Below are 19898 nucleotides of genomic sequence, written 5' to 3' on the forward strand. Positions count from 1 at the left end.
ACGAAGGCACGAAGGGCACGAAGTTTCACGAAGAAGATCAGAGGACTTTTTGATCGACGACACCGCTCGCGATTCGGACTATTCTTCGTGCAACTTGGTGCCCTTCGTGCCTTCGTGGTGAAACCGAACTTCCGGCGGTTTGATTCGCGTAGCCATCTCGCGGGGCAGCCTCGGCAAGTGGTCCGTTCTGCCTGATACTGCGTGTCGGTTTGGGTGGCATGGGCAAGCGTACTCGCTTGCCCGTGGCCGACGCCGTCTGACGTTCGACACGGGCAACGGAGTACCGTTGCCCATGCGACCCGGCACCCGCAACGTCTGATGAAGCGCATCACTAACTTGCCGGCTGACATTCCGGGCAGAAGTGCGTCGATCGTCCGCCGACGACGATGCGGGTGATCGGTGTGCGGCATCGGCGGCAGGGCAGGTCGGCGCGATCGTAAACCCGGTGCAACGACTGAAACCCGCCCGCCTCGCCGTCGGTATCGCGGTAGTCGCGGAGCGTGCTGCCGCGATGCGCGATCGCTTTGCGTAAAGTCAGCTTGATGGCGCGGCTCAGGCGGCCGGTCTCTTTTCGCGTCAGCGAGTTGGCACGCCGAAGCGGATTCAATCGCGCGAGGAACAACGATTCATCGACGTAGATGTTGCCGAGGCCGGCGACGAGCGACTGATCGAGCAGGGCAGCCTTGACGTTTCGGGTCGTCTGCAGGAGCAGGCTCGCCAGGGCGGACGACCGGAGCGTCAGCGGTTCGGGCCCCATGCCCGCATCGGGGGCGCCGGCGCCGACCCACCAGATTCCGCCGAAGCGGCGCGGATCGCTGAAGCGAAGCACCAGGTCGGCGGCGTTCGGCTGTGGCGAGAAGGCCAACTCGAGATGTGTGTGGGGCTCGGCGGGATCGGTCGCGACGGCGAACGACAGTCGGCCGGTCATGCCGAGGTGGATAAAGAAGCAGTCGCCGTTGTCGAGCACGAAGATAATCCGCTTGCCGCGCCGGCGGATGTCGCGAATGGAGCGGCCGCTAAGCAGCGGCGGCAGGTCGGTGCCGGCGGGGCAGAGGATGTCCGTTCGGCGGAGATCGACGCGGGCAATCCGCCGGCCGATCAATCGCGGGCCGAGCGCGGCGACCACGGTCTGGACTTCGGGAAGTTCGGGCATGGCGTATTCCGCTGGATCGATGTTGCGACCGCTGCAACTTTTCCGCCTCGGCCGTATATAGTGGAATGGCGGGATTATAGGCGGTATAAGGTTGCCACCAATCGTGCCTCGGACGTTCGCAACCGCGAACGTCAGCCATATCGGGAGAGTTGCAGCACATGACGTGCCCTCCGTACCCCGCATCGCCGCTGTGGGCACACTCCCGTTTCGATTTCTTCGTTCCTATTCGACAGCCCGGCAACCTTCGGAGCTGTCGTACGTCCAACAGGCCAACAGCATACGGGTCGCATACATCGCGCTGAAATGTCAGCCGCACAGGAGAGTTCATGGATTCGTCAATCGGGATCGTCAAGGCTCAGGACACCAACCTCGCCGCCGAGGAACTTGCCGCCGTCGAAAAGCTTCAGAAGGCCTATCACGACCTTCGGGCCGAACTCGGCAAGGTGATCGTGGGTCAGGAGGCGGTCATCGAAGAGTTGCTGATCGCGCTCTTTTGCCGCGGTCACGCGCTGCTGGTGGGCGTGCCGGGCCTGGCCAAGACGCTGCTGATCTCGACGCTCGCCCGCACCCTGGGCCTGAGCTTCAACCGCATCCAGTTCACCCCCGACCTGATGCCTTCGGACATCACCGGCACGGAAGTGTTCGAGGAAGACAAGGCCACCGGCAGCCGCAGCATGCGGTTCGTCCGCGGGCCGATCTTCGCGAACGTGATTCTCGCCGACGAAATCAACCGTACCCCGCCCAAGACGCAGGCCGCGCTGCTCGAAGCGATGCAGGAACACCAGGTGACGGCCGGCGGCAAGCAGCACCGGCTGCCGCAGCCGTTCTTCGTGCTGGCCACCCAGAACCCGATCGAACAGGAAGGCACCTACCCGCTGCCCGAAGCGCAGCTCGACCGGTTCATGTTCAACATCAACGTCGGCTACCCGACGGAAGACGAAGAGTTCCAGATCGTCCGCCTGACGACCATGAGCCGGTCGATCCAGCTCTCGCACGTGCTCAACGGCGAAGAGGTGCTGCAGTTGCAGGACATTGTCCGCAAGGTTCCGGTGGCCGACCATGTGATTCGCTACGCGTTGCAGTTCAGCCGGCTGACGCGCGTCAGCGAAGGCAACGTGCCGCCGTTCGTGAAGGATTTCGTGGGTTGGGGCGCCGGCCCGCGTGCCAGCCAGTTCCTCATTCTTGCCGGCAAGGCGCGGGCGCTGCTCAAGGGGCGCTACCATGTGAGCACAGAAGACATCCGCGCCGTGGCGCTGCCCGTGCTGCGGCACCGCATCGTGACGAACTTTAACGCCGAAGCCGAAGGCATCCGCAGCGATACGATCGTCAAGAAGCTGATGGACTACATCCCGCGTCAGCAGTACGAGGAAATGGACAAGCAGGCGGCGAAGATTATTCCGGGAGCGAAGACGGCGTAAGCAGGGGCCGTCTCCCGGAAATGGTCGATCGATCCTTTTAGCGCCGGCCCGAAGGGCTGGGTCATTGCATGACAGTCGTCCCCCAAACCACCGATTACCGCAAATACCTCGACCCCCGCGTGCTGGCGCGGGTGCATTCGCTCGACCTGCGCGCCCGGCTGGTCATCGAAGGCCTCATGACCGGCATGCACCGCTCGCCGCTGCAGGGCATCAGCGTCGAGTTCGCGCAGCACCGCCAGTACGTCTCAGGCGACGACGTGCGACACGTGGACTGGAAGGTGTTCGGCAAGACCGACAAGATCTACCTCAAGCAGTACCTGCAGGAGACCAACCTGCAGCTCATCTGTGTCGTCGACGCCAGCGAGTCGATGGCGTACGCCTCGGTCGGGGATCGCGACGCGCGGTGGAGCAAGTTCGACCACGCCACCGCGATCGCCGCCGCCTTGTCTTACATGGCGATCCAGCAGCAGGACTCGGCCGGGCTGGCGGTGTTCGATCAGGAACTCAAGCATTACATCAAGCCGAGCAACTCGCCGGGCCAGTGGAAAATAATTACCCACGAGCTCTCGATCACGCCGCGGCTCAAGAAGACCAACACCGGCCGCATTCTCGACCAACTCGCCGAGAAGCTGCACCACCGCAGTGTGGTGGTGGTGCTGTCCGATTTCTTCGACGATATCGAGAGCATCAAGAAGGGGCTGCGGCACCTGCGATATAAGAAGCACGAGGTGATCGCGTTCCAGGTGCTCGACCCGCACGAGATCGAGTTCCCGTTCGAAGACACGACGCTCTTCAAGGGCCTGGAAGAACTGGGCGAGCTCCTGACCGAGCCCCAGGCGCTGCGTGACGGCTACAAGGCCGAGTTGCAGGCCTTCACCGAGCAGATGCAGAAGATCTGCCGCGGCATGCACATCGACTTCACCCGCATGAACAGCGGCGAGCCGCTCGACGTCGCGTTGAGCGGCTTCCTGGCGACACGGTCGGCGAGCATTAAAACGTGATTTGTCACTGGTCACTTGTCACTTGCGGTGAAAAGTGACAACGATCAAGTGACCTATGACCAATGACGATTGACAAATTCCGCAGGACGCACGTTTGACAGCACCCATGCCCAACATCCTCGCCATCACGCTCCTGAACCCCCTGTTCCTCGGGGGGCTGGCGCTGATCTCGATCCCGATCATCATCCACATCCTGAACCGCCAGCGGTTCAAGATCGTGGACTGGGCGGCGATGGAGTTTCTGCTCCGGGCGATGCGGAAAAACCGCAAACGCCTGAAGCTCGAACAGCTCATCCTCCTGCTCACGCGGTGCGCCGTCGTCGGATTGATCGCCTTTGCGCTGGTCCGACCGATGGGCGGGTGCGGCGGCGACGCGATCGCGGGTCTCGGCGGGCGGGCGGGCGTCAACGTGTTCGTCATCGATAACAGCTACTCGGCCGCGTACGAAACCACGCATACGCCGGTCCCCAGCGCCGACGGCACGCCGCTGCCCCCGGCCAAGACGCACCTCGAACAGCAGAAGCTGATGGCCAAGCGGCTGATCGACACGCTCGCCGGTGGCGGCGAATCGGTCGCGATCATCACCGCCGCCCGGCCGGCCTCGGCCGTCATCGCCAAGCCGGGTTACAACCTGGCCGAGGCCAAGGCCGTCATCGACCGCATCGAACAGTCGTACGCCGGTACCGACTTGGCCGGTGCTCTCACGCTCGCCAACGGCATCGCCGACGACGACAAGAAGGTGCCCACCCGCACGCTGTACCTGTTCACCGACGGCACCCGCAGCGCCTGGGAAGGGGCCTCGACCGACGCCCTTAAGCGCCTCGGGCCCGAAGTCGCGGCGCGGTACAGCGTCACGCACTTCAACATGACCGAAGGCAAGGCGCAGTGGAACGCCGCCGTCCTCGACGTCCGCCCGGCCACCAACCTGGTCACCACCCGCTTCGACAGCGACCTGCTGGGCACCGCCCGCGGCTACGGCACCGGCGGAAGCGGGGAATCGTCGCTGCAATGGCTGCTCGACGGCCAGCCGCTGGGCAAGGTGAAGACGCTTCGCCTCGAACCCGGCACGCCGCCCGATGCCGCCAAGGTGCTGCCGACGCAGGTGAAGGTAGGCGGGCCGCACCTGTTCACCGTTCAACTGAACACCGAGCAGCCCGCCGACAGCCTGAAGATCGACGACAAGCGGTACCGCGTCGTCGATGTCGCAAGCGAACTGAAGGTCCTCATCGTCGAAGGCGTTCGGGCCCAGAAGTTCATGGAAAGCAGCGGGGCGTTCCTGCAACTGGCGCTGGCTCCGCCGATCAAAGACCCCGTCGGCATCGGCGCCCCGCGGTCGGCGACCCACGTCAGCACCGAGCTGATCAGCGACGGCGAACTCGATCGCAAGGCGCTCGGCGACTACCGCGCGGTCGTGCTGTGCGGCGTGCCGCAGCTCAACAACATCCAGGCCGAGGCGCTCGCCGCGTTCGTTCAGAACGGCGGCACGCTCATGTTCTTCATGGGCGAGAAGGTCAACAAGGAAAACTACAACGCCAACCTCCTGCCGCTGAAGCTTCTGCCCGGCCCGCTCACCCGGCTCATCGACAACCGCGAGCAGGGCACGCCATTCGTTTTCGACTTCAGCCCCAACCCCAACGCTACGGTCCACCGCTACCTGCAATCGTTCAAAGGCGTCGCCAACACCGGCCTGGACACCGCCCGCATCAATACCTTCTGGCAGGTGGACATCTCCGGGAACACCGGCGTCGAACGCGTGCTGAGCTACGTGCCCGCGCCCGACCCGGCGACGGGTGAAGTCAAGAAACTTCCCGAGGGTTACAAGCCCGACGCCGCCATCACCAGCCATTCGCTCGGCCTGGGGACGGTCGTCTTCGTCTCCACCACCGCCAGCCCGACAACCGACAAGGGCTGGCACAACCTGCCGGCCAAGGGCGCTTGGGTGCAACTGGCCCACGAGATGCTCGCCGGCGGCGTTCGGCCGGGCGACACCTGGATGAATCTCTTCGCCGGTCAGCCGGTCGAGATCCCCAGCTACGTCAAACTCGGCGGCCAGCCGGAATTGAAGGACGAGGCCGGCCTGGTGATCGCGATCGACGCCGTCACCGACCCCGCCAGCCCCGTCACCTATCGCAGCCGTCCACTGGCCAAGCCCGGCGTCTATCAACTGAAGCTCAGCCCCACGCAGACGGTTCCGATCGCGGTCAATGTCGCGGTCGACGAAGCCGACGTCCGCACCGTCGGCAACGATTTCGTCCGCAAGTCGCTCGGCGACATCCAGATGACCACGCTCGGCGACGAACTGCCGATCGAAGCCGTCGTCGCCGCCAAAGAAGGCAACGACTGGGCCGGCGCAATGCTGATCGCGCTATTGGTCCTGCTGGGTGCCGAGTGCTTTATGGCGATGTTCTTCGGGCACTATCGCCGAAGTGAAGCAGTGAGAACGTGACTGAGAGACGAAGTCAGGAGTCGGTAGTCAGAAGTCAGTACAAAGCATCGAGCCGACTTCCGACTACTGACTACTGACTACTGACTACTGACTACTGACTACTGACTACTGACTACTGACTACTGATTTGGACCCCTATGCAGCGTTTGCTCGAAATCCTCTTTGGCGCCGAACGCGCGGAGTTGCCTCCGGGTGCCGAGACTGCCGTCACTTTTGATCCGCCGCAATGGATGGGCGCCAACGCGGCGCTGATCAACACGCTGCTGATCGCCGGTGCCGCCGTCCTAGTGCTGTGGGTCTACGCGCGCGATGGCCGCCGGCCGGGCCCGCGTATCGGGCTGGCGGCGCTGCGGGTGGTGCTCTTTGCCTACCTGCTCACGCTCATCAACCGTCCGGTCCTCCGCGTCACCGAAACCCGCAGCGAGCCGTCGGTCATCGCGGTGCTGATCGATACCAGTATCAGCGGCGTCGTTCGCGATACCGGGGCCGCGTCGTCCCTGGCGCTGCCGGCCGGCGAGCGGCCGAGTGCCCCGGCGACGCTTCCGACCGCCGTCGCTCCGACCACCTCGCCGTCCGATGCCGTCGCGTCCGCCACCCAGCCGTCGAACGACGGCGTCGAACTCATCGGCGGCACCGGTCCCACCCGGCTCGACGCCGCGGTCGGCCTTCTCACCGGCGACCAGCAGGCCCTCATCCGCAAACTCGCCCAGACGCACGCGATCCACTTTTACCGCTTCAGCCGCGACGCCTCGTCGATCGGCACCGTCCCGCCGCCCGATGAGAAATCCCGCCAGGCCGCTGCCGATGGCAAAACCGCCGACCGCGTCATCGATCTCGATCCCAAGCTCCTCACCGCGATCAAGGCCCTTCAGCCCGACGGCGGGGCGACGCAGGTTGTGCCGTCGCTGCTGACCGTCCTCGGCGATCTGCAGGGTCAGCGGCTGGCCGGCGTGGTGGTCATCACCGACGGCCGCGAAACGCCGGCTTCGGCGCCGCCCTCGGTCGTCGACCGGCTCAAGAAGTACGGCACCAAGATCTATTCAGTCCCCATCGGCGCCGAGTCGCCGCTGAAGAACGTCGTCGTCACCGGCTTGTCGCTCCAGGAAAGCGCGTTCAAGGACGACATGGTGACGGCCAAGGTCACCGTCCGTGCCGCCGGCTACGAGCCGGGCAAGACCGTCCGAGTCCGCCTGAAGGACAAGAAGAGCGGGCTCGTGCTGAAGAACGTCGACGGCCGCGAGGCCGAAGCCGTCGCCACGCTGCCCGATGATCGCACGCAGGATGTCGAGATCGTCTTCCAGCCGAAGGAAATCGGCACGATCGACATCGTCGCCGAGGCCGACATCGAAGAAGGCGAACTCAGCCGCAACGACAACGTCCTGGCGCAGCCGCTCGATGTGCTCGACGGTAAGATCAACGTGCTTTATGTCGACGGCTACCCGCGGTGGGAATACCGCTACATCAAGAACGAGCTGATCCGCGACAAGACGGTCAACATCTCCTGCCTGCTCACCAGCGCCGACCGCAACTTCTCCCAGGAAGGGGACCGCCCAGTTCCCGACTTCGGCCCGAACGACCCGGCCACCGGCAGCGAGTTCCCCGGCCCGATCACCCGCTTCCCTGAAAAGATGGAGGAGCTGCGGAAGTATCACGTCATCCTCTTCGGCGACGTCGACCCGCGCCAGTTCACCGACCGCCAGATCCAGATGCTGTCGGACTATGTCAGCACCGAGGCCGGCGGCTTCGGGATGATCTCCGGCCCGCAGTTCTCGCCGCTCGAATACCGCAACACCGCCCTGGAAGCTGTCCTGCCGGTGACGGTCGTCGGCGTGCAGCCGGAGCCGGAAGACGCGCTCTACCGCGATGGCTGGCGTCCGGTGGTGACCGATGAAGGCCGCCGGGGCGAGGCGGCGATGATGTTCCGCTTCTTCCCCGACAAGGAAAAGAACGAGAAGTACCTCCGCGAAGACCTCCAGCCGCTGTTCTGGTTCTGCCGGGGCATTGCCGCCAAGAGTGGCATCGGCCTGGTCTACGCCGAGCACCCCATCGCGACCGATCCCACCGGCCGCAAGGCGCCGCTGCTGGTCCTCGGCCGGTTCGGGGCCGGGCGGACGCTCTTCAGCGCGATCGACGATTCCTGGCGCTGGCGCTACTACACCGGCGAAAGCGTCTTCGATACCTACTGGGTGCAGCAGATCCGCTACCTCGCCCGCGGCAAGAAGCTGGCCGAACGCGGTATCCGCTTTGCTGTTGATCGGGAGAAGTACGAGCGAGGCGAGCAGGTGAAGGTCACGCTGACCGTCCTCGACCCCACTTTGCTCATCGATCTGCCCCCGCAGATCCGAATTGATGTTGTGAACGATGCCGGCCAGCTCATCCGCCAGGAAGCATTGGTCCGCCAGGAGTCTCCGGACAACCTATACTCCGTCAGCTTCCCGGCGACCGACCGTTTCGGCAGCTACCGGGTGAAGCTCCCGGACCTGAATGAAAAGATCAAGGAGCAGCAGCGCAACTACCAGATCATCATTCCCAGGCTGGAGTTAGAGCGCCCTGAGGTGGACCGTGCCGGCCTGCTGCGGCTGATGCCCGCCGAGCAGGTCATCCCCGCGACCGAAGCCCGCGAGAAGCTGCCGCTGCTGCTGACCAGCGCTGCCAAGACGATTCCGATCATCCGCAGCATCCCGCTGTGGGACAATCCGCTGACGATCGGATCGCTGTCCGTCAGCTGGCTGCCGCACGCTTTGGCGATTTTCATGCTACTTCTGACGACGGAGTGGGTGTTACGTAAGGTGTTTGGGATGTTGTAAGGGGAAAAGAGAAGCCGGGAGTCAGAAGCTGGAAGTCAGGAGCAAGAAGCAAAACCAGAAGAGCGCCTCTTGGGCAGTTCTTCCAGCTTCTGACTCCTGACTCCTGACTTCTGCTCCAAAGGAGCACACTATGCCTCCAACCATGGACTATGCCGCCACCGGCGCGACCCTGCTCGACTCGCTGCGCAACCTGCGTCGGCGGGTCAAACTGCTGACCGTTGCCTACGGCGCGGGCATTGTGCTGGCGTCGGCGGTGGGGTTGATTCTTGCCGTCGTGCTGCTGGATTACATCCTGCAGTTGCCCGCCGGCCCGCGGGCGGCGGTGAACCTTGCCGCGCTGGCGGTGCTCGGTTACGCGGCGTGGGTGCGGCTCGTCCGCCCGGCGCTGGCGAGCATCACCCTCAGCGACCTGGCCGGCCGCATTGAAAACACCTTCCCCCAATTCGACGACACCCTCCGCAGCACCGTCGTCTTCACCGAAGCCAAAGACGTTCCCGGCTCGGAAGTGATGAAGTTCCGCACCGTCGAACGTGCCACCGAGGTCGCCAAGCAGGTGGACCTGAGCCAGGCCGTCGCGCTCAAGCCGGTCTGGGGCTCGATCGCCGTCGGGCTGGGGGCGCTCGCCGCGTTCATCCTCATCGCCGCGTTCGTCGACCCCAACCTGCGCAAGATCGCCGCCGACCGTCTTTTCGCCGGCGACGCCGTCTGGCCCAAGACCGTCGAGATCAGCATGATCGACTTTCCGTCCCAGCGGATTGCCGCCGGCGGCGACGTCAAGATCAGCATGAAGCTCGCCAAGGGGGACGTGAAGCAGGCGACCATCAAGTACCGCTACGACAACGGCGCCTGGCAGCAGGAAATCGTCCGCGCCGATGCCAACGGCGTCTTCGCCACCACCCTCAAGGCACAGCTCGATACCAACCGCGACCTGGCCAAGCTCCAGATCGCGATCGAGGCCGGCGACGACGAGAAGACTCTCCCCGGCGTCACCGTCGTGCCGCAGCTCGAAATCCGCCAGGCCGTCGCTACCGTCACCCCGCCGGCCTACAGCAAGCTGCCGCCGTCGCAGGTGAACCTCGCCGAGCGTCCAGTCGTCGCCGCCGTCGGCGCGACGGTGGACCTGGGCATCACCTTCAACAAGCCGCTCGACACCGCCAAGGGCATTCGCATCGTCCCGAGCGATTCGGCCCGCCAGGCTCCGCCGGTCGAATGGACCTTCCCGCGCAACGGGCAGGCCAGCGGCCGCTTCAACCTGACGACCGGCTTCAAGACCGAAGACTCGTTCCGGTTCACGCTCCGCGCGACCGACACCGACGGCTTCGAGAACCAGTCGGCCCTCGAATACCAGATCACCGTCCACGAAGACGCCAAGCCGATGGTCGTCATCGACGAGCCCCGCCAGAGCGAAGACCGCACGCCCAACGCGACGGTGCCGCTCCGCATCAGCGCCGACGACGACTACGGGTTCGACTCGGTCGACCTCGTCGTCGAAGGCAAGGGCCCGGCGCTGGCCAGCCGTCAGCCGTGGATCATCCCGCTCGTTCGGGAAGGCGTCGCCCAGGCCGGCGTGGACTGGCAGCTGTCGCCGAACAGCACCGTGGAGCGCAAGCGGTTCACCGCCGGCTTCGGGTGGGAACTGGACAAGCTCGCCGGCGTGACCCTCAAGCCCGGCGACAAGCTCGAGTTCTTCGTCCGCGTCCGCGACAACTTCGACCTGGCCGGTCAGCGGCACGACCCGGTCGACAGCTCGCGGCTGACGATCACCATCATCAGCCACGACCAGTTCGAAGCCTGGATGGAAGAGCGCATCAGCACCGTCCGCCAGGAACTGAGCGGCATCAAGAAGACGCAGGACGTGCTCAAGAGCACGACCGACGAGCAGTCGAAGGAGACCAAGGAACGCGGCAAGCTGGACGACGCCCAGAAGGCGACCATGTCGCGGCTCGCCAACCAGCAGGCCACCGCTGCCAGCCAGACCAAGCAGTCGAGCCAGAAGCTGGCCGACCTGGTCAAGCGGGCGACGGAGAACAAGGCGTCCGAGGAAGGCCCGAAGAAGGCCGCCAACGAAGTCGCCAAGCAGCTCGACCGCACCGCCGAAGCCCCCATGAAGGAGGCGACGAGCAAGCTGAACGAAGCCAAGGACACCAAGTCGGACCCCAAGGGTTCGCCGCAGCAGCAGAAGCAGTCGGCCGAGCAGGCCTCGCAGTCGCTCGACCAGGCCTCGCAGCAGCAGAAGAACGCCAGCGAGCAGCTCGATCAGGCGATGGCGAAGCTGAACGAGTTCAGCGGGCTTCGCCCGGCGATCGAGAAGCTGGAAGACATCAAGAAGAAGCAGGACGCGGTCGCGAAGGAATACAAGGAGAAGCTGAAGGATGCCCTCGGCAAGAAGCCGGAGGACATGACCACCGACCAGAAGAAAGACGCCAAGGAGCTGGCCGATCGCCAGGCCGAGCTTTCGAAGGAGACCGAGAAGGCGATCAAGGACATGGAAGCCAAGGCCGACAAGATGGAGGCCAGCAAGTCCGATCCCGCCGCCGCCAAGGCGATGAAGGAATCGGCCCAGGCCGGCAAGAGCCAGTCGGTGCCGCAGAAGCAGTCCAACCCGCAGGAGGACGACGGCGCTTCGCAGCAGATGCAGAAGAACCAGCAGGCCAACGCCCAGCAGAAGCACAAGGAAATCGAACTGGGCCTGGACATGATGATCGAGAAGCTCAAGGCCGCCGAGCGGGCCAAGCTCGAAGAGCTCCAGAAGCAGCTCGCCGAGATGCAGGATCTGCTCAAGGCGCTGGTGGCCCGGCAGTCCGGCCACAACATCGACAACCTGCTGCTGCAGGACCCGTCGGCAAAGAAGATCACCGACATGACCGAGGCCGACCGCGTCAAGCTGTTCGAAGACGCCCGTCGGGATATCGCCAAGCTTGCCGAACTGAAGCCCGATCTGCCAGTGCTGACGCCGTCGCAGGAACAGACCCATCGCAACACCAAAGACGTGGCGCAGAAGGCGCAGTCGCTGCCGGACACCGCGCCGGCCGGCAAGATCTTCTCGGCGGCCACCAAGATGGAGCAGGCGATCGTGTTCCTGCGTCAGACGAAGCTGACGGATGCCTATCAGCCGCCGCAGGTGGAAGCGCTCAAGAACCTGCTCGATGCCCTCAAGCTGGTGGACGAGGCCAAGAAGAAGGCCGACGACCAGGCCGACCAGGCCAAGGAAGAGTCGATCAAGCAGGCGTACGTGAAGATCCTGGAGAAGCAGAAGAAGATCGACGCCGAGACGCTGGACCTGGACAAGAACGGCCGTGATGAAGAGGGGAACCTCAAGCGGTCTGCCGCCGTGCGGCTGAGCCCCGACGGCCTGCCGAAAGAGCAGGGCGAACTGTCTACCGAGGCCAAGAAGCTCGGCGAGCAGCTCGCGTCGATCAAGTCGATCGTCTACGTCTGGGCGAACAAGGACATCGTCAACTCGATGAACGAGGTGAAGGGTGACCTGGCCAAGCCGCAGACGGACGTGATCGTCCAGACCCAGCAGAAGCGGATCGAAGAGCAGCTCGAGGCGATGATCAAGAACCTCGCCCAGAAGCCGCCGGAGAAGAAAGAGTTCGCCGATCGCAGTGGCGGCGGTGGCGGCGGTGGTGGCGGCAAGCCGCCGCCGAAGATGCCGACCGACGTCGAACTGCGTCTGCTGCAGGACCTGCAGTTGGCGGTCAATAAGGCGACCACGATCATCGACGCCGCCGTGAAGGCCGCCGGCGGCAAGAAGGACGCCGAGAAGGTGACGTCCCTCGGCGGTCGGCAGGGCGAACTGCGTAACCTGCTCGATACGCTGATCAAGGCCGCGTCGCAGGACAAGATCGCGTTGGCGCCCGAACCCAAGGACACCGAGAAGCTTCCCGAGGAAGCCAGCGCCCAGGACATCGAAGACCAGGAGTTCATGAAGGAACTCATGGAGAACAAGGTCACCGCGGACACCGTCGAGAAGACGATCAAGCTGATCGGCGACCGCATGGGCCGTTCGCGGCAGCGGCTGGCGCTGGACAACGATCCGGGCAAGACGACCCAGGAGATCCAGAAGCGCATCATCATGGACTTGGACAACCTGATTAAGCTCGCCCAGCAACAGCAGCAGGGCGGCGGCAAGCCGCAGCCAGGCAAGCCCGGCGACAAACCGGGCGAGCCACAACCCGGTCAGGGCGAAGGCCCGCAGCAGGCCGGCAAGCCGGGACAGCAGCCCGGCCAGCAGACCGGCGGCACGACCGCCGCCGGCGAGTCGAGCCTGAGCCAGGGCGGAGCGCCCAACGAGGACCTGAGCAAGGAACTGAAGGAGAAGATGATGGAGTGGGGCATCATCACCGGCCGCGACCGTGGCGCGGTGATGGACTCCGCCGGCGAAACCACCGCCGAGAAGTACCGCAAGTATGTCGAGGACTACTATCGAGAACTCGGCAAGAAGGCGACTGAACGGTGAGCTTGCGAATCGAGACGCCTGGTCCGAGTGCCATGGGCTGACGTAGTCGTCTGCCCGTGGCAGCGTTTCTGCGAAGTCGCATCGCCACGGGCAGCGGAGTACCGCAGCCCATGGCACCCAAATACACGAATTCGGCAAATCAAAGCCACTGAACTATCAGCCGAGATTGCCGACGAAGGATCGCCACTGATCGACACAGATGAACACAGATAAGAGGATCTCGATCCGACTTTCTCTTATCTGTGTCCATCTGTGTACATCCGTGGCTGTTCCCCCCGCGTTCCCGAAGAAAGGCCCATGATGAAGCGAAAAGCATTACAGCGAATCACGGTGGCCGCCGCACTGGGCGCGATCGGTTTCGGCCTGGTCGGCTCCCTTCCGGCGCAGGAAGCGCCCAAGCCCAAGAAAGCCGGCGCGCTCGCCGACGAGGCCAACAAGGTCATCGGCAACGAGATCAACGACAAGCAGCGCAAGGCCGTCGAGAAGGGCCTGGCCTGGCTCGCCAAGCGGCAGGGCGAGCAGGGGAACTTCCAGCAGCAGGGGTATTCCAACCATGCCGGCATCACCTCGCTCGCCGGCCTCGCTTTCATGCAGGCGGGGAACCTGCCGGGCCGCGGCAAGTACGGCAAGGAAGTGCAGGCGGTCCTCGACTACGTGCTGGCCAACTGCCAGCGGTCGGGGCTGATCACCTCCGACTCCTCCTCCGGCCCGATGTACGGTCACGGCTTTGCCACGCTGTTCCTCGGCGAGGTCTACGGCATGACCGGCAACGAAGAGGTGAAGGAAAAGCTCCAGCGGGCCGTGCAACTGATCCAGAAAACCCAGAACCAGGAAGGCGGCTGGCGCTACCAGCCCGCGCCCTACGACGCCGACATCTCCGTCACCATCTGCCAGGTGATGGGCCTTCGTGCCGCCCGCGACGCGGGCATCAAGGTGGAAAAGGAAGTCGTCGACAAGGCGGTCGAGTATTGCCGCCGCTGCCAGAACCCCGACGGCGGGTTCAACTACATGGCCGGCCAGGGCCCCGGCGGCAGCGGCTTCCCGAGGTCTGCCGCCGGCGTCGCCGCGCTTTACTACGCCGGCATCTTCGAAGGCAAAGAGGTCGAGAACGGCCTGAACTACCTCAAGCAGTTCATCCCCGGCAAGAACAGCGGCCGCAACGAAGGGCACTACTTCTACGGCCACTACTACGCCGTCCAGGCCAACTTCCTCGCCGGCGGCGACTACTGGGCCAAGTGGTACCCCGCAATCCGCGACGAACTGTGCAACAGCCAGCAGGACAACGGTGCCTGGTCCGGCGACTTCAGCGAAGACTACGCGACGGCGATGGCGCTGATCATCCTGCAGATGCCGAACCGGTATCTCCCGGTGTACGCAGGCAAAGGGCCGGGTTCGTAGGTTTCCAGCAGTCGGCGTTCGGTTTTGGGGTGGCATGGGCAAGCGTATTCGCTTGCCCATGCCATTCCGTCCTGACGAGAAATCGAGTTTATTGGTAGGGTGAGCGTACTCGCCCACGCGTTTGTGCGCGGCGACTTGTGAGTCGAGTTTTCGTCCAGGGCGTGGACGGGTAAAGCGTGGGCGAGTACGCCCACCCTACGAAGCAGCCGTGTGAGAGGAATCGAATGAAGCGACTTATCACCATTCTCTTCGTCGCGATTCTGTCGCCCGTTGCCGCTGCGGAGGACGCCTGGACGCTTACCACCGCCGACCTCAAATCCGAATCCGTCGCCGTCAAGGCTTTCGACGGGGACAAGGGCCTGACCGTCACGCCGCTGGCCGGCGGGGCGGATCGCACGGTGGCCGTCGATCGCTTCGTGGATCTGGCCCGCCCGGTCGCGGCGATCAAGCCGGTCGGCGCGTACGACCTGCACCTGGTCGGCGGCGACCACATCAACGGCGACCCGGCCGGCATGAAAGGCGAGAGCATCGTCTGGAAGACCGCCGCCGCCGGCGACGTCGCCGTCCCGCTGACGCGGATCGCCGGCATCGGCAAGGCCGGCGCGCGGTTCCTGGCCGAGCGCCGACGGGACGACCTGGTCGTCTTCACCAACGGCGACACCGCCCGCGGCACGCTGATGGACCTCACGCCGGAGCAGATCGTCGTCAAGACCGACGCCGGTAACACGCCGGTCCCGTTCGCGTCGCTGTCGCGCGTGGCGCTGGCGTCGACGGTGCAGCCGTCGGGCAAGAACCTCAAGCCGACGTTTCGCATCCAGGTGGACGACGGCTCGGTCCTGTCGGCGACCACTGCGAAGATCGCCGACGGCAAGCTCGAAGCGACCATCGGCGGGGCAGCCCGGAGCATCGACCTGGCCCGCGTCGCCGGCATCGAACAGGTGAACGGCCCGGTCGCGTTCCTGTCGACACGGCAGCCGTCGGCGAATGTGTATACGCCGTTCCTCGGGTCGGACCAGCGGTTCGTCGCCCGGATGAACAGCGACTTTGAAGGCGGGCCGATCCGCTTCCGCGACCGCGTCTATCCGCGGGCGATCGCCGCCCATTCCTACTCCAAGATCACCTGGCCGCTGGACGGCTCCTACAGCGCGTTCCGCACCCGTTACGCGCTCGACCCCAAGGCCTCCGGCGGTAACGGCGGCGACGTCACGGTACGCATCAAGCTCGACGACAAGGTCGTCCACGAGAAGACCGGCGTCCGCCCGGGACAGTTGTTCGACCCGGTCATCGTCGACCTCGGCTCGGCCAAGGAACTGACGCTCGAAGTGGACTATGGCGCGATGATCGACAGCAACGACCGCCTGAACTGGCTCGAACCGGCGCTGCTGAAGTTCAAGCCGGAGTAGCTCGAAGACGGTGGGATCACCACGGAGGCACGGAGACACGGAGGGCAACTCGACCAACGTGTCCGGCCCGGCTGCAGAGCTCATCAATGAAGGCAGCCAAAGATGAACACAGATGGCCCACGGATAGGGATCGCGGCTTCATCTGTGTAGATCTGTGTGCATCTGTGGTTCTCTGCTTTCTCAGCCCGATACGGGGTTTGGCCAATAGGTCGAGTTGCCCTCCGTGTCTCCGTGGTGATCCCTCTTTTTCGGCGCGCAAAAAAAGAGGTCGGTGCTCGCCGCGCACCGACCTCTTGTATCAAGGCTGTCCGCACATCAGATGATGTTCGGTGACCCACAGCCTATGTTCAAAGTTATCGGAAGAATGTTCGCGACTTCTGCACACTTTTCGTCGGGATTGTGGACAAGGGGTGGATAGATGACGGGGGATTTGCCAAAGGCCATGGTCGCTGAAGCGACCATGCCGAAGCGACCATGCCGGGCGATGGGGATTGGGTGTCGGGCTCGTTCCTTCGGGCCGTCTTCTGCTTCTCCTTCACCGCTGATCCATTCCTTGTATACTCCCGCTCCCGATGACCACGACCGCCCCTAAAACCGCTCAGTCCGTTGCCAAGCTCGCTCTCGAAGACGGGACCGTCTTCACCGGCCGTGCCTTCGGGTATGCCGGGACGACCGAAGGGGAGGTCGTCTTCAACACCTCCATGACCGGCTACCAGGAGATCCTGACTGATCCGTCCTACAAGGGGCAGATCGTCACGATGACCTACCCGCTGATCGGCAACTACGGCGTCAACCTGCAGGACGTCGAGAGCAAACAGCCGCACGTGGCGGGGTTCATCGTCAAGGAGCTCTCGCCGTTGCACTCGAACTACCGGGCTAACATGAGCCTGGACGAGTACTTGAAGCAGAACCGCATCATCGGCATCGAGGGGATCGACACCCGCGCCCTGACGCGAAAGCTCCGCATCAGCGGGTCGATGCGAGGCGTGCTGTCGACCGAAACCCTGGACGATGCCGCACTCGTCGCCAAGGCACGGGGTGCCAAGCAGATGAAAGGCGCTGACTGGGTGCAGGCCGTCAAGCCGACGGCCAACTACGGCTGGGACGAGAAGCAGGGCGAGTGGGGCCTGGGCAAGGTCGAGCGTGGCGACGGCCTGCACGTGGTCGCGATGGACTGCGGTGCCAAGAGCAACATCCTGCGGCATCTCGCCGAGCGCGGCGTGAAGGTGACCGTCCTTCCGCCGGACACGACTGCCGAGGAGATCCTTCGCCACAAGCCCGACGGCCTGTTCGTCAGTAACGGCCCCGGCGACCCGGCCGTGCTCGACTACGCCGTCAAGCCGATCCAGGGCGTGCTCAACCATTTGCCGACCTTCGGCATCTGCCTCGGGCACCAGCTGCTGGGCCGGGCGATCGGCGCGAGCACCTACAAGCTGAAGTTCGGCCATCGCGGCGGGAACCAGCCGGTGAAGAACCTCGATACCGGCCGCGTCGAGATCACCAGCCAGAACCATGGCTTCGCCGTCGACCAGGCGACGCTCGAAGCCAACGGCGGCGTGGTGACCCACATCAACCTGAACGACGGCACCGTCGAAGGCTTCCGCCACAGCAAGCTGCCGGTCTTCAGCGTGCAGTACCACCCCGAGGCCAGCCCGGGTCCGCACGATGCGGCGTATCTGTTCGATGCGTTCATCGAGATGATGAAGACGAAGACCGCGCCGACGGGGAAGCGGCTGGCGGAGTTGCAAGCGCTGCGGGATTAGCACCGCTTGGCCTGACCTTGAGAATCGTTCGACGACTAAGACCAATCGCGCGGCCACCCTTTCGTTGCTATCTCCGTCGGTGTGGGCGAAGCGCCCACGCGACGAGAAACGCAACTCCGCAGGCGATAAACAGCAGCCCGCCAAAGAAAAACGCCGCATCAATTCAGTGCCGGTGGCCGAGGTCGCCCCACGCCAGGGCAATCCAGGCGAAGAATCCAAGCGCCACAAGTAGTCCGCCGGTTCCCCAAAGATGCACTTCCTTTCCGGCATTCGAATGCAGGCGTTGAACCGGCTCGACATGGTAATCCAGTGGCCGGTGCTCGTTGGAGGTCTCGTCAATCTTCGATTGATCAGGTCTATCGTGAATCGTCATTCCTTCTCCGCGTCGCAGGCGTCGACTAGAATTGTCACAGAATTTTCTTTTGCCGAGACGTCTTATGACCCCACTCACCCGTGAACGCGTCGCCTGGCTGACGGCTACCGTCATGATCGGCACGCTTGCGTTCCAGCTCAACGGCACGCTCGCGCATCGCGAGGACGACTACGCCTTTGTCCGCACGCTGGTGGATATCCATCGCCAGGTGGCGCGGAACTACGTCGAGCCGATCGACGAAAGCAAGCTGCGGCAGGGGGCGATCGACGGGCTGTTGGGGCAGCTCGACCCCTACACCAACTACGTTCCGCCGGCTAAGCAGGAAGACTTCGACCGCCATCTCGAAGGCAGCTTCAAGGGTATCGGCGTGCAGATGGACCAGAATGAGGCCGGCGAAATCCGCGTGATCTCGCCGATCGAAGGCAGCCCGGCATTCAAGGCAGGCGTGATGGCGGGGGACATCATCCTTCGCGTCAACGGGGACGACATCAAGGGGCTGAAGATCGACCAGGTGCAGGAGAAGATCAAGAACGGCCCGCTCGAAGTCCGCCTGCGCGTGCGACATGAGACCGGCACCGAGGTCGATCTGCCCGTGATGACCCGCCAGGAAATCATCATGTCGACCGTCAAGGGCTACAAGCGCAACGCCGACGCGAGCTGGAACTGGTTCGTCAACGCCAAGCCCAAGATCGGCTACCTGCGGATCACGCAGTTCACGCCCGACACGTTCGACCGCGTCAAAGCCGCACTCGATGGCATGCTCGCCGACGGCATGGAGGCGTTCATCCTCGACCTGCGGTTCAATCCCGGCGGACAGCTCGATCAGTCGGAGAAGATCGTCGACCTGTTCGTCGAGGAAGGTGTGATCGTCGTCACCCGCGGCCGCAACCGGCCGGAGCGCATCGAACGCGCCGAGAAAGCCGGCACGCTGCCGAACTTCCCGATGATCGTGCTGGTGAACGAGCATTCCGCCAGCGCTAGCGAAGTCGTCGCTGGCAGCCTGCAGGACAACGGCCGGGCACTCGTTCTCGGCCAGCGAAGCTACGGCAAGGGATCGGTGCAGGAGGTCATGCAGCTCGACAACCAGGAGGGCAAGCTGAAGATGACGGTCGCATACTACTACCTGCCGAGCGGCCGGCTGGTGCACAAGAAGCCCGGCGCGACCGACTGGGGCGTGGAGCCGCAGATCAAGATCGAGATGACCGAAGACCAGCAGCGACGGCTGGTGATCGCGCAGGCCGACAGCGAGATCATCGGCACGCCGCCCACGCGACCCGCCGCGACACAGCCGGCAACAGGCCCATCGAGCACGCAGCCGACGACAATGCCGCTCAGCGGTTCGGTCGATCCGCAGCTCGACGCCGCCGTCAGCACGCTGATCGGGCATATACTGCTGAAGAACAAGCCGCTGCCCCCGGCGACGACGCAGGCGGCGCCAGTGCCGTGATTGAATAGATGGAACGAGGCGAGCTTACTCCCTCTCCCCTGTACTCGGGGGAGTGGGTTGGGGTGAGGGACCGAACGTACGGCGTTGTAGTTTCGCGAAAAGCGATCCGCACTTTGAGGGTCGAACGTTCCCCATCCGGCGGACACGGTTTAAGAGGTTTGCCACGGAACAACGCCCGACGTTCGGCCCCTCACCCCGGCCCTCTCCCCCGAGTACAGGGGAGAGGG

General features: G+C 64.2%; 11 protein-coding genes. 9 read left to right on the forward strand and 2 right to left on the reverse strand.

Going from position 1 to position 19898, the window contains the following annotated elements; all coding sequences use genetic code 11:
• Window positions 1–331: 331 nt before the first annotated feature.
• Window positions 332–1153 carry a bifunctional DNA-formamidopyrimidine glycosylase/DNA-(apurinic or apyrimidinic site) lyase gene (gene mutM, locus IPV69_RS00785; RefSeq protein ID WP_206293003.1) on the reverse strand — a complete coding sequence of 274 codons (822 nt, stop codon included), beginning with the start codon at window positions 1151–1153 and terminating at the stop codon, window positions 332–334.
• 326 nt (window positions 1154–1479) lie between these two features.
• Here mutM and IPV69_RS00790 point away from each other — a divergent pair, with 326 nt between their 5' ends.
• The 8 genes from IPV69_RS00790 (at window position 1480) to carA (ending at window position 17851) form a co-directional block, all read left to right on the forward strand.
• Window positions 1480–2571: an AAA family ATPase gene (locus IPV69_RS00790; protein WP_206293004.1), complete on the forward strand. Its 1092-nt coding sequence runs from the start codon at window positions 1480–1482 to the stop codon at window positions 2569–2571.
• A 68-nt stretch (window positions 2572–2639) separates the two neighbouring features.
• The gene (locus IPV69_RS00795) at window positions 2640–3572 is read left to right on the forward strand and encodes a DUF58 domain-containing protein (RefSeq protein WP_206293005.1); all 933 of its coding nucleotides are present in this window, start codon (window positions 2640–2642) and stop codon (window positions 3570–3572) included.
• Between the two features lie 106 nt (window positions 3573–3678).
• Window positions 3679–6018 (forward strand): BatA domain-containing protein, encoded by a 2340-nt coding sequence (locus IPV69_RS00800; protein WP_206293006.1) that lies wholly within the window; start codon window positions 3679–3681, stop codon window positions 6016–6018.
• Between the two features lie 137 nt (window positions 6019–6155).
• Window positions 6156–8825: a hypothetical protein gene (locus tag IPV69_RS00805; protein WP_206293007.1), complete on the forward strand. Its 2670-nt coding sequence runs from the start codon at window positions 6156–6158 to the stop codon at window positions 8823–8825.
• Between the two features lie 130 nt (window positions 8826–8955).
• Window positions 8956–13287 (forward strand): DUF4175 family protein, encoded by a 4332-nt coding sequence (locus tag IPV69_RS00810; protein ID WP_206293008.1) that lies wholly within the window; start codon window positions 8956–8958, stop codon window positions 13285–13287.
• 297 nt (window positions 13288–13584) lie between these two features.
• A complete protein-coding gene (locus tag IPV69_RS00815) occupies window positions 13585–14685 on the forward strand; it encodes a prenyltransferase/squalene oxidase repeat-containing protein (RefSeq protein ID WP_206293009.1) in 1101 nt (366 codons plus the stop codon).
• Window positions 14686–14909: 224 nt separating this feature from the next.
• Window positions 14910–16088 (forward strand): NPCBM/NEW2 domain-containing protein, encoded by a 1179-nt coding sequence (locus IPV69_RS00820; RefSeq protein ID WP_206293010.1) that lies wholly within the window; start codon window positions 14910–14912, stop codon window positions 16086–16088.
• A gap of 572 nt (window positions 16089–16660) precedes the next feature.
• Window positions 16661–17851 carry a glutamine-hydrolyzing carbamoyl-phosphate synthase small subunit gene (gene carA, locus IPV69_RS00825; protein WP_206293011.1) on the forward strand — a complete coding sequence of 397 codons (1191 nt, stop codon included), beginning with the start codon at window positions 16661–16663 and terminating at the stop codon, window positions 17849–17851.
• A gap of 163 nt (window positions 17852–18014) precedes the next feature.
• On the opposite strand, the gene IPV69_RS00830 is transcribed toward carA, so the two are convergent.
• Window positions 18015–18224, reverse strand: coding sequence for a hypothetical protein (locus tag IPV69_RS00830; protein ID WP_206293012.1), 210 nt, complete (start codon window positions 18222–18224; stop codon window positions 18015–18017).
• A gap of 64 nt (window positions 18225–18288) precedes the next feature.
• Here IPV69_RS00830 and IPV69_RS00835 point away from each other — a divergent pair, with 64 nt between their 5' ends.
• Window positions 18289–19671, forward strand: coding sequence for a S41 family peptidase (locus tag IPV69_RS00835; RefSeq protein ID WP_206293013.1), 1383 nt, complete (start codon window positions 18289–18291; stop codon window positions 19669–19671).
• Window positions 19672–19898: the final 227 nt, after the last annotated feature.

Origin of the sequence: Humisphaera borealis, assembly GCF_015169395.1 — a bacterium.
Taxonomy (GTDB): Bacteria; Planctomycetota; Phycisphaerae; order Tepidisphaerales; family Tepidisphaeraceae; genus Humisphaera; species Humisphaera borealis.